The sequence below is a fragment of the Kutzneria sp. CA-103260 genome (assembly GCF_018263855.1).
Lineage (GTDB): Bacteria > Actinomycetota > Actinomycetes > Mycobacteriales > Pseudonocardiaceae > Kutzneria.
Genome location: NZ_CP073318.1, coordinates 6,420,740 through 6,431,961, shown reverse-complemented (window position 1 = coordinate 6,431,961; position 11,222 = coordinate 6,420,740). Strand labels below are relative to the sequence as shown.

At 70.5% G+C, this 11,222-nt stretch carries 9 protein-coding genes; 6 read left to right on the top strand and 3 right to left on the bottom strand.

From position 1 onward, the window contains the following. Positions 1–36: 36 nt before the first annotated feature. Positions 37–789 (top strand): hypothetical protein, encoded by a 753-nt coding sequence (locus tag JJ691_RS28165; RefSeq protein WP_211762633.1) that lies wholly within the window; start codon positions 37–39, stop codon positions 787–789. 223 nt (positions 790–1,012) lie between these two features. Here JJ691_RS28165 and JJ691_RS28160 read toward each other — a convergent pair whose 3' ends face one another. From JJ691_RS28160 to JJ691_RS28150, 3 genes are all read right to left on the bottom strand, one after another. Next, positions 1,013–1,522 (bottom strand): RNA polymerase sigma factor, encoded by a 510-nt coding sequence (locus JJ691_RS28160; RefSeq protein WP_211762632.1) that lies wholly within the window; start codon positions 1,520–1,522, stop codon positions 1,013–1,015. Between the two features lie 411 nt (positions 1,523–1,933). Then, positions 1,934–2,386 carry a MarR family winged helix-turn-helix transcriptional regulator gene (locus JJ691_RS28155; protein WP_211762631.1) on the bottom strand — a complete coding sequence of 151 codons (453 nt, stop codon included), beginning with the start codon at positions 2,384–2,386 and terminating at the stop codon, positions 1,934–1,936. A gap of 364 nt (positions 2,387–2,750) precedes the next feature. Next, a complete protein-coding gene (locus JJ691_RS28150; protein WP_211762630.1) occupies positions 2,751–3,431 on the bottom strand; it encodes a DUF1345 domain-containing protein in 681 nt (226 codons plus the stop codon). A 340-nt stretch (positions 3,432–3,771) separates the two neighbouring features. On the opposite strand from JJ691_RS28150, the gene JJ691_RS28145 reads away from it, so the two are divergent. From JJ691_RS28145 to JJ691_RS28125, 5 genes are all read left to right on the top strand, one after another. Beyond that, positions 3,772–4,443 carry a hypothetical protein gene (locus tag JJ691_RS28145; protein ID WP_211762629.1) on the top strand — a complete coding sequence of 224 codons (672 nt, stop codon included), beginning with the start codon at positions 3,772–3,774 and terminating at the stop codon, positions 4,441–4,443. 224 nt (positions 4,444–4,667) lie between these two features. Beyond that, a complete protein-coding gene (locus JJ691_RS28140) occupies positions 4,668–7,454 on the top strand; it encodes a helix-turn-helix transcriptional regulator (RefSeq protein WP_211762628.1) in 2,787 nt (928 codons plus the stop codon). A gap of 210 nt (positions 7,455–7,664) precedes the next feature. Further along, a complete protein-coding gene (locus JJ691_RS28135; RefSeq protein ID WP_211762627.1) occupies positions 7,665–9,257 on the top strand; it encodes a S53 family peptidase in 1,593 nt (530 codons plus the stop codon). Positions 9,258–9,532: 275 nt separating this feature from the next. Further along, positions 9,533–10,171, top strand: coding sequence for a TetR/AcrR family transcriptional regulator (locus JJ691_RS28130; protein ID WP_249227062.1), 639 nt, complete (start codon positions 9,533–9,535; stop codon positions 10,169–10,171). A 21-nt stretch (positions 10,172–10,192) separates the two neighbouring features. Continuing rightward, positions 10,193–11,191, top strand: coding sequence for a D-cysteine desulfhydrase family protein (locus tag JJ691_RS28125; protein WP_211762626.1), 999 nt, complete (start codon positions 10,193–10,195; stop codon positions 11,189–11,191). The last annotated feature ends 31 nt before the right edge of the window (positions 11,192–11,222 follow it).

The window sequence follows — 11,222 nt, the reverse complement described above, 5'->3', positions numbered from 1 at the left end:
CAGCAAGGCACCACCACCTACCCACGGAGGCTTCTCGTGACACGAGGCCGTCGTATCGCGATCGGTATCGCCAGCGGCCTGACCGCCGTGACCGCGCTGACCTGGCTCGGCATCCAGGAGCTGGGAGCGAACCAGGCGCAGCCCGGACCCGGCTCGGTGACGAACGCCGCCGCTCAAGCCCCGGTCACCGTGCAGCTGGGTGCGCCCTCGAACTCGTCCGCTCCGGGCACCGCCAACCCGGCCGCGCCGACCTCCTCGGCCGGCGCCCCGCCCGCCGCGAACGCGCTCGGACCGGCCCAGCTGACCTCGACCGAGATCCCCAAGATGGGCTCGGTCATCGAGGACAGCAAGGGATTCGTGCTGTACCGCTTCGACAAGGACACCGCCAACCCGCCCAAGTCCAACTGCGTGGACACCTGCGCGCTGATCTGGCCGCCGGTGCTGACCAACGGCACCCCGACCATCTCCGGCGTCGACCCGTCCCTGGTGGGCACCGTGGCCCGCCCCGACGGCACCATGCAGGTGACCCTGGCCGGCTGGCCGCTGTACAACTTCTCCAACGAGAAGACGCCGGGCAAGTGGACCGGCCAGGGCGTCGGCAACACCTGGTGGGTGATCGACTCCAAGGGCAAGAAGAACCTGACCTGCGTGCCGTCCACCCCGCCGCCGGCCCCGACCGTGCCGCAGGCCCCGCCGCCCGCCGACAACCCCGGTGGCACCGCCGGCACCGACCCGAACAACAACACCGGTACCGCCGGCACCTCCGGCTCCGGAGGCGGCGGCTACTGACCCCCGCGAGTCACGCTCTGGGACACACCGAATGTAGGCCCCGGACACACGACATGCGCCTTCCCACCGGGGGAGGCGCATGTCGCCATCTGCACCGCCGCCCCCCGACGCCACATGTGGACCACATGTGGCGTCGGGGCGCGAATGTGGCGCACATGTGGTCTTCGGATGTGCCGGAAACCGACATTCGGTGTGCGCGAGAGCGGGACTCGCCGGGGTTGGGCTACTGGGCCCAGGACTTGATCTTGCCGCGGACCCGGTGGATGGCGGTCTGGGTGGCCCGCGGGGTGGTGCCGAGCATGCGGGCGATGTCGCTGTGCGGGTGGCCGTCGGCGACCAGGCCGACCAGTTCGCGCTCGTAGGCGGTGAGCCGGGCCAGGGTGGACGCCACCCAGTCGGCCTCGGCCCGGTCGCAGGTGAGCTCGGCCGGGTCGGCGTCGGCCAGCGGGTCGAGCTTGGTGTGCGAGTGGGCCCGGGTGGCGGTGCTGCGGCGGCGGGCCTCGTCCACGCACAGCCGCTTCACGACGGTCACCAGGAACGGGTGCAGGCGGTCCAGGTCCAGCTCGGAGAAGTGCGCGGCGCGCAGCAGGGCGTCGTGGACGATGTCCTCGGCCTGCCCGCTGCCCACGGTGTGCCGGGCCGCGATCCCGACCAGTTGCGGCCGGACCTTGGCGCACTCCTCCCAGAACCGGGCCGGGACCTCGTAGGTCTGGCCCGGTGGGTGCTGTCGCATTGCCGTCCTCTCGTAGGCACAACAGGAAGAAGTTGCGAATTCACTTAGCTTCGCGAAAAAATCTCCTGCGACACACGGCACCGTGTGCCCCGTTTGTGTCTACGGTGTAACAACGTTTGCTGTCACGGCCGGTTTGCCGTTATCTACGTCACGTGACGACTGGTCGTTCCGGCCGCTTGCTCAGCCGTTCGAGTGAAGCTTGGTGAGCTAGGGCGTTCGCCGCACGTAGACCTCGTGGAACGACAAGTTCCGCAGACCAGGTGCCGATGTGGTGGCAGGGACCACGCCGGACACCTGACCGGTGGGCTGGCGCGGTGGCAGGGACCGCGCCAGCCCACACCTGTATTCGGGCCCGGAACATGTCGGTGGCCCGAACCTCTCAGTGGCCCGGGCCTTTCCGTGTTCGGAAGGTCAGCGGTGGTTCTCGAACAGCTTGAGCAGCAGCCGGTGCAGCTCGTCGCGCTCCTGCGGGGACAGCGGCGCGAGCATCTCCTCGTTCAGTCGCTCCACGTCGACCAGTCGCTGTCGCAGCGTCTTGGCTCCGGCGGGCGTGGGCATCACGGCGTAGCGCCGGCGGTCCCGCTCGTCCCGCTTCCGGTTGGCCAGCCCGGCCTTCTCCAGATCGTCGAGCAGCGCCACCAGGTCGCTGGCGTCGATGCCCAACCGCTCGCTGATCTCCTTCTGTGAGGAGGCGCCGTGGTCCTCCAGCGAGGCCAGGATCATCAGGTGCTGCCCGCGCAGGTCGTGGTCGAACTGGGCGCCGAGCCGGCGCCACTGCTTGGCCAGGTGCACGAACAGGAAGCTGGGTATGCGCAGCATCCGCTCCGGCAGTTCCAGCGAGGTGGTCCGGTCCGGGGCGCTCATGTCTCCATTCTACGAATCGCCCATGTTGGGTGTTGCCCACGATGTGGCGCGGACTGGAGGTCGACTGTGGTGTTGATCACAGATGGCTAACGCCGAACGGGGTGTTCACAAACGCGCGCAAGGGGTGGCGTTGTAAACGTTTTCGGAGCACTTGTGTGCAGTCAAGTCGCCCCTCGGGTAGCTTTTTGGTGGTCGATCGCCAGGATTCCGGGGCCCGGGGGTTGCTCTCTGCGTCGGATGCCCTAGGCTGGTCCTAGTTCGAACAACACAGACCTCCCGTCACCCCTCCCCCCTGGTGACGGGAAACCGGAGCCCCCGTCCTTGACGGGGGCTCCGTGCTTTTCCGGGACTGGGTGGGATTCCCTCAGTGCAGCACGTTCACCGCGCGGGCCACCACCAGCACCACGATCACCAGCGAGACCATCGACTGGGCCATCATCGCCAGCTTGGCCCACGGGCGCATCGGCAGCACGTCGGTCGGGCTGAACGCGGTGGCGTTGGTGAACGACAGGTACAGGTAGTCCAGGTACCACGGCTCCCAGTCCTTCGGGGCCAGCTCGGGGCTGGACATCTGGGGGAACAGGAAGTCCGGGTACTCGCGCTCGCCGCGGGCCCGCATGGCCGGCCCGCCGCGGTCGAACTCCCAGTACCAGAGCGCGAACACGATGATGTTGGTGACGTAGATGTCGGCCCCGGTGGCCAGCAGCACCACCGCGTTGTCGCCGATGACGCCGTCCAGGATGTGCCGGATCAGCTGCACGCCGTTGACCGCGTTGGCCGCGCTGACCAGGAACGCCACCACCAGGCCGGCCCGCCGCTCGATGCCGCTGTGCTTGCTGATCCGCCCGGGATTGGCGATGACCAGCGCGACCAACAGCGCCAGGGTGAGCGCGGGCAGCAGCCACAGCGGCAGGAAGGTGATCGTCTGCGGCAGCGGCAGCTGGAGGCACAGGGCGACGAGGATCGCGCCGCCGACCGCCCAGCGCTGCTCGGTCTGCGTCTCCCGCCGCCAGGCGGGCATCTCGGCTTGTGTCACGGAAGACATGGTGAACGCCAAAACGGGCGGGGTGCTCGGTGAGCACCCCGCCCGTCGGGTTAGCGGCCGACCAGTAGGTCGCCTCTCGGCGAGTAACGCAGTACGGCTCCAGCCGAACGGTATTCCGTACCGGTTGTTTCAGATGCGGCCCGGGGGACACGTACTGGCCAACCGCTTCCTACAACGGTACGGGTTGCCGTCTTGTTCCCGCATCCCTCGGCAGGTGCAAAGGCCTGCGTGAGGATGATCACGCACTGTGGCCGACACGCCCTCGGCCGCCGCAATCCCGGCTGCTGGCCCGGGTTTCCGGCCACGATCGACAGGAAACCGACACCACGGGGGCGAACGCATGCAGGGTGGCAGGCGGCGGGAACTGGCCCGGCTGTGGCAGGTGGCGGTGCGCCGCCCACGCTGGCAGCTGTGGGTGGCCGCCCTCGTCTCGCTGTGGACCCTGTGCTGGATCTTCGGCCAGCTCGCCGCGCACGCCAGCTCGCCGCTGGACGTGCTGCGCGGCGGCCTCGGCTGGGCCGATGTGCCGACCGGTTGGCTGGACGTGGTCACGGACTGGCTGCGGGCCGAGCATCGGCGGCCGCTGCTGGGTCTGCTGGCGGTGGCCGGCGGCCTGCTGTGGGCGTCGACGACCGAACGCAACCAGTTGCCGGCGTTGCTGGGCTGGCTGGCGGTGATGGTCGCGGCCGAGGGCATCGGCTACGCCGGCGCGGTGGACCGGGCGTTGCTCAGCCTGGCCGCGTTCATCGCCCTGCTGTTCGTGGTGTCGCTGCCGGGGCGGCGGGCGTTCGTGTTGCGCCGCGTGGTGTTGATGCCGCGGGACGTGCTGCACGCCGGGGTCACGGCGGCCACCCTTTCGGCGGTTGTCCCGCTACTGGCCCCCGGACTTGTTGTGGTCAGGCTGTGCCGCCCGTACGTGACCCGGCCGCCGAGGGCCCGCGAAATCGAGGCCGCACCACCGGCTGGGACCGCGTTGACAAATGGCGACCAGCACGGTGTTGTTGAGCCATGACGGCTGCGGCGAACCGGTTGTGCGACTCCGTTGTTACGGATGCGTTGCACCGCTGTCGGTGATCGTCCCCGCTGGTCCGGGGCGCGCCCGAATTGGTGGACTACCGACGAAAGTCGTAGGCCGTACTGCCTAGCGGCTCACACGAATACGCGGTTGGAATACCGGTGTGTGGCCGAAGAGAATGGTGGAGTACCAACTCTGCCCTGCGGTTGAGGTACCACATCATGAATGAATCAGGCCCGGTTGGACGTGCCGAGCTCCTGCACTCGGCACGGGAACACCTGGTGGGCGGCAGCGTGCTGTTCTGCGGCCCGGCCGGCATCGGCAAGTCGACGCTGCTGGGCGCGCTCGCCGGCGAACTGGCCGTCGGCGGCGACTCGGTGCTGCGCTGCGCGCCCGCCGAGTCGGACCGCAGGCTGCCCTTCGTCTGCCTGATCGACCTGCTGGCCGACGTCTCCGACGAGCTGCTCGCGACGCTGCCGGCGCCGCTGCGCACCGCACTGGACGCGGCGCTGCTGCGCGGCGAGCATCCGAGCTCCGACCAGAGCCGGCTCGGGGTGCGGCTGGCCGTGTTGCAGGTGCTGCAACTGCTGGCCGAGCGAGGCCCGGTCACGTTGGTCATCGACGACCTGCAGTGGGTGGACCGGCCCAGCGCCGAGGTGCTGGCCTTCGCCGCCCGCCGGCTGGCCGGCGACCGGCTGCGGGTGCTGGCCGCGGAGCGGGTGCCGGACGGGGAGCAGCCGCTGCACCGGAGCCTGTGCCCGCCGGACGTGGCCGAGCTGCCGGTGCCGCCGCTGACCCCGCGCGAGGTGGCCCGGTTGTTGCTGCGGGACAACGGAGTTCTGCTGCCGCACGGCGCCGTGCTGCAGATCCACGAGCTGGCCGACGGAAATCCGTTCTACGCCTTGGAACTGGGCCGCGCGGTGCTGCGCTCGGGCGTGCCGGACAGCCCGGGCCGGCCGCTGCCGGTGCCGCGGCGGCTGCGGGCCCTGCTGCTGGACCGGTTGGGGGAGTTGAGCGAACGCGCGCAGGCCACGCTGTTGCTGGCCAGCGCCGCGACCCGGCCGAGCCTGACCCTGTTGCGGGCCGCGGGACATCCCGACGCCGTCGCCGACCTGGTCGCGGCCGAGCGCTGCGATCTGGCCGTCGCCGACGACGACGGCATTGTGCGGTTCAGACATCCGCTCATCCGAGCGGCGATCTACGCCGAGGCGCCCTCGCACCGCCGCATCGAAGCCCACGCCCGGCTGGCCGACGTGGTGACCGAGCCGGTGGAGCGGGCCCGGCACCTGGCGCTGGCCAAGCCGCACGAGGACGAGTCGGTGGCCGCGACGCTGATGGCGGCGGCCGCCTCGGCCCGGCGGCGGGGCGCGCCGGTGACCGCGGCCGAGCTGTCGGCGATGGCCGCCGACCGAACTCCGTGGGACAGCCAGCAGATCCGGGCCGAGCGGCGGCTGGTCGCGGCCGAGCACGCCTGCGACGCCGGGCTGCGGGCCGAGGCCCGGACCGCGGCCGAATCGGTGCTGGCCGACGCGCGTGGTCCCCGGCTGCGGGTGCGGGCCCGGCTTTTGTTGCTGCGCAACGCCGGGCAGGCGCTGCACGATCTCGGCCCGCTGATCGACGACGGGCTGGCCGACGCGGCCGGCGATCCCGGACTGGAGGCGCCGCTGCGGATGTGGCTGGCCGGCCGGGCGTTGCTCGGCGGCGACACCGTGGAGGCGGCCAGACAGGCCGGCCGCTCGGCCGAACTGGCCACAGTGGCCGGTGACCCGGCGACCGCCGTGCAGGCGCTGACCCGGCTGGCCCATCTCCAGTCCCTGTGCGGGGATCCGGCCGCCCGCGCGACCGTGGCCACCGCGCTCGAGATCGTCGAACGGCATCCGGTCGCCGAGTCGTGGGAGCTGGAGCGGCAGCAGGCCGTGATGGAGCTGCACGACGAAGACCTGGCCCGGGCCGAGCGGCGGCTGCTGTCGTTGCTGCGCAAGGTGGAGGAGACCGCGGCCGTCGAGGACTCCGTCGCGATCATGGTGACGCTGGCCGAGGTGCAGTCCCGGGCCGGGCAGTGCCGGCGGGCCGTGGACACCGCGCGGCGGGCGATGCGGTTGTTCTCCGAGGCCGGCGTCAGCTGCCCGCCCGCGCTGTTCGCGGCCGCGGTGGCCGAGGCCAACGGCGGTAGCGTGGCCGCGGCGACCGAGTTCGCCGAGCGCGGGGCACGAGAGTCGGCGGCCGACGGCGATCAGCTGTACCTGATGCGGAACTTGGCTGTGCTGGGCCAGATCCAGCTGACCACCGGCGACGCGCCGGCCGCGGTGGAGACCCTGTGCCGGGTCGGCGAGATCGGCCGGCGGATGGACATCCGTGATCCGGCGGTGGTCCGCTGGCACGCCGACCTCGCCGAGGCGTTGGTGGCGACCGGGGCGTTGGACGACGCCCGTGAGCTGATCGACCACACTTCCAAGCAGGCCCTTGACCTGGCGCGCGACGCGGTGGCCGCGAACCTGGACCGCGCCGCCGCGTTGCTGGCGGTGGCTTCGGGTCTGCCCAACGACGGCGTGGCGCGACTGCGGGCCGTCGCCGATCGTCAGACGGGCCTGGACCGGGCCCGCACCCTGATCGTCCTGGCCGGTGTGGAACGGCGCTGCCGACGACGGGCCGCCGCCCGGGCCGCGCTGTCCGAGGCTTACGACATCTGCGTCTCGATAGCCGCGACTCCTTGGGCCGAACGGATTCGCGAGGAGCTGGACCGCGCCGGCGCGCAGGCCCGCGCCGACCACGCCGTGGCGCTCACCGTTGCCGAGCAACGAGTTGCCGAGCTGGTTCGTGCCGGCTCCACCAACCGTGAGGTGGCGGCGGTGCTGTTCATCAGCGTCAAAACGGTCGAGGCCACCCTGTCGAGGATCTATCGCAAGGTAGGCGTCCGATCACGCACCGAATTGGTGCGGGCCATGGACGTTCCGGTGCCGCAGGCCCGCGAGCCCGAGCCGGAGCCCCTCCGCAGCCAAGCCGTCTGACCCGCGAGTCCCGCTCTGGGGCAGCCATCTGTCGAGTTCATGGCTGCCTGAGAGCGGGACTCGCGCATTCGGAGGGGCGGCGTTTCCGCACGGGAAACGTAATCGACCCACTCATGCGGGACGAGACAAGGGTTTCCCCGGTTTCACACTGGGTGTCCGGTCAATAGCGTTGTGTGCGTACCGATCCTTCCCTGCACCGGGAGAGCAGACGTGAAAACTGTGAGGATCATCGGCGCGCTGGTCGCCCCGCTCGCCATCGCCGCGGTCGCGGCGCCGATCGCGCTGGCCGCGCCGGCGCCGAAGGTGACCCTGGCCGCGGACGCGGTGGCCGGTCTGGCGCAGGCCCAGCAGTTGGGCGCGGTGGCGGCCGACCAGAAGATTTCGGTGGCGGTCAGCCTGAACCTGCGCAACGGCGCCGAGCTGGACCGCACCATCGCCGCGGTGAACGACCCGCATTCGGCCCAGTACGGCCACTTCCTCACCCCGGAGCAGTTCACCGCCCGCTTCGGCCCGACCTCCGACCAGGTCGACCGGGTCACCAACTACCTGCGCGGCCAGGGCCTGTCGGTGGACAGCGTGAGCGGCAACCACCTCACCGTGGACGCCAGCGGCCCGGCGGCGGCGGTCCAGAAGGCCTTCGGCACCACGCTGCAGAACTACCGGGCCGGCGGCCGCTCCTTCTACGCCAACGCTTCCGCGCCGACCTTGCCCGCTGAGCTGAGCGGAGTAGTGCTCGACGTCGCTGGTCTGAACAACCGACAGATTCGCGTCCACCACGGTACGGTCGCGCCGCACGCGGGCCCCGGCGGCGGTTTCACGCCGACCCAGCTCAAGGGCGCCTACGACGTGTCGTCGGCCAACAACGGCACCGGCCAGACGGTGGCGCTCTGGGAGTTCGACGGCTTCCAGCAGTCCAACATCACCAAGTACGACAGCAACTACAACACCGGCTCGCCCACGCCCAAGGTGCAGAAGGTCTCCGGCGGCTCCGGCGCGCTGGGCGACGGCCAGGTCGAGGTGGAGTTGGACATCGAGGCCGTGCAGGCGATCGCGCCGAAGGCCAACATCACCGTGTTCGAGGCCCCGAACACCGACCAGGGCGAGGTCGACCTGGCCAACGCCATCGTGGCCAGCAAGATCTCGGTGACCTCGATCAGCTGGGGCCTGTCCGAGAAGGGCCGCACCACCTCGGGCATCCAGGCCGTGGACAACGTGTTCAAGCAGGGCGCCGCGCAGGGTCAGAGCTTCTTCGCCGCCTCCGGCGACAGCGGCTCCGACGACAACGGCGACGGCAGCACCAGCGTCGACTACCCGGCCAGCGACCCGTACGTGACCGGCGTCGGCGGGACCAACCTGTCCACTTCCACGACCACTTCGTGGAAGAGCGAGACCGCGTGGAACGGCTCCGGCGGCGGCACTTCCACCGTGTTCGCGCTGCCCTCGTTCCAGAGCGGCGTGAAGGTCGGCAGCACCGGCAAGCGCCAGGTGCCCGATGTTTCCGCCCAGGGTGGACCCACGGGCATCTCCGTCTACACCCAGGGACAGTGGACCTCGGTGTACGGCACCTCCGGCGCGGCCCCGATCTGGGCCGGCGTCGCCGCGGTCTACAACCAGTCCGCCGCCGCTCAGGGCAAGACCGGCCTGGGCTCGGCCAACACCAAGCTGTACTCGATCGCCGCGTCGAACTTCCACGACATCACCAGCGGCAGCAACGGGGCCTACAAGGCCGGCGCCGGCTTCGACCTGGTGACCGGCATCGGCTCGCCGGACGCCGCCAAGATCCTGGCCGCCGGCATCAAGTAGGTCCCGGCGCTCTGGTCGCCATCTGGAAAAAACGACGTGCCCCGTCCGGTCCCAGCCGGGCGGGGCACGCCCGTGATCACGGCGTGTTGCAAACCGTTTGCCACAGAGTGAGCGTTACTCGGCCGCCCGGGTGATGACCCCTCATATGGGCCCTAATGACGTTTTCCCTGGTCAGCGCGAAAACGCTTCCATTCGGCCCCGACTTTCCTGGCAGTCCGCTGAGTGTTTGGCCCGAACAGTGCGTGAAACGGGTCGTGAGGCCGCACCATGTTCCGGTGCAGGACGATCACACCAACAGCAGACTTGCCCTGCTGATGCGCAGACAGCCCGTGCAGGCAAGGGGAGCGGCCACCGTGACCGCGATCCTCGACGCGTGCCAGGCGCTGCTGGGCGAGCGGGACTACGACTCGATCACCACGGCTCGCATCGCCGAGTCGGCGGGCATTCCGATCGGGTCCTTCTACCAGTACTTCCCCGACAAGCGGTCGGTGGTGCGCGCGCTGGCGCTGCGCAGCACCGACAAGTTCCTCACGGAGGTCGAGGAGTACTTCGAGGGTGCGCCCGACGACTGGCGCCAGGCGGTCGCCGGCGTCCTCGCGGTGCACGAACGGATGCGCAAGCAGGACCCCGACTTCGGGCGCGTCCGCTTCGCCGAGGTGATGGACAACCACCTCGAGGATCCGGAGTCCGACCATCGCCGGCTGGTCGCCGACAAGATCGGCGCGCTGTTCGCCGCGCGGTACAAGGTGCGCAAGGGCGCGGGTTACCGCCTGGCGTTCCTCGCCGCGGTGGAATCCGGCGGGTCACTGCTGCAGATGGCCGACCGGGTGCCGAGCCGGCAGCGACGCCAAGTGGTCGCGACGGCACAGGAAGTCATGACTACGCTGTTGGCCAAGGCGCTGGAGAAGAGCTGACGGCGAGAGGACACCGCGCGGATGGCCACGGACCTGTCGAGCTTCCCTCGCATCCGGTTGGGACAGTGGCCATCGCCGCTGCAGGCGTGCCCGCGGCTGTCCGACCGGCTGGGAACACGGGTCCTGGTCAAGCGCGACGACGTGAGCCTGATCGGCGTCGGCGGCAACAAGCTGCGCAAACTGGAGTTCCTGCTGGGCGCCGCCGTCCGTGACGGCGCCGAGCGGGTCGTCACCTTCGGCGCGGTCCAGACCAACCACGGCCGGCTGACCGCGGCCGCCTGCGCCCGGCTCGGGCTGGCCTGCGACCTGGTGCTCACGCGCGCGGTGCCGCGTGACGGCGAGGCGTACGAGCGGTCGGGCAACATCCTGCTCGACCGCGTCTACGGCGCGACCGTGCACGTGCTCGACACCGACGAGCAGGCCGAGGTTCGTCACCAGGAGTTGTTGGCTGCTCACGGAAAGACGGTGTCCATCCCCGTCGGTGGTTCCACTGGCGTAGGGGCTCTCGGCTATGTGCAGGCGGTCGCCGAACTGATCGAGCAGTTCGGCGACACCGGCGTGTGGCCGTCCCGGCTGGTCGCTCCGCTGGCCAGCGCCGGCACCGCGGCCGGTCTGGTCGTCGGCGCGGCCGCGTTCGGCTGGGAGATCGACATCGACCTGATCGCCGTGTCCCGTCCGGTCGAGGCGGCCCGCCAGGTCCTGTCGCCGCTGATCGAGGAGACGGCCGCGCTGTTGGACATCGCGCCGCCGTCGCTGGACCGGGTCCGGATCACCGACCGCACCCTCGGCCCCGGCTACGGCCAGCCCACCGAGGACGTGTGGCGGGCCATCTCGCTGTTCGGCTCGACCGAGGCGATCACCCTGGAGCCCGTCTACTCCGGCAAGACCGCCGCCGGCATGGTGTCCCTGATCGGCGACGGTTCCATCGCCGCCGACGAGACCGTGCTGTTCCTGCACACCGGCGGCCTGCCCGGTCTGTTCGCCTACACCCCCGAGGCCACCGCCGCGCTCAGCGATTAGTGCCCGGACGGCCGGGGCCGGCTTGCCCGTG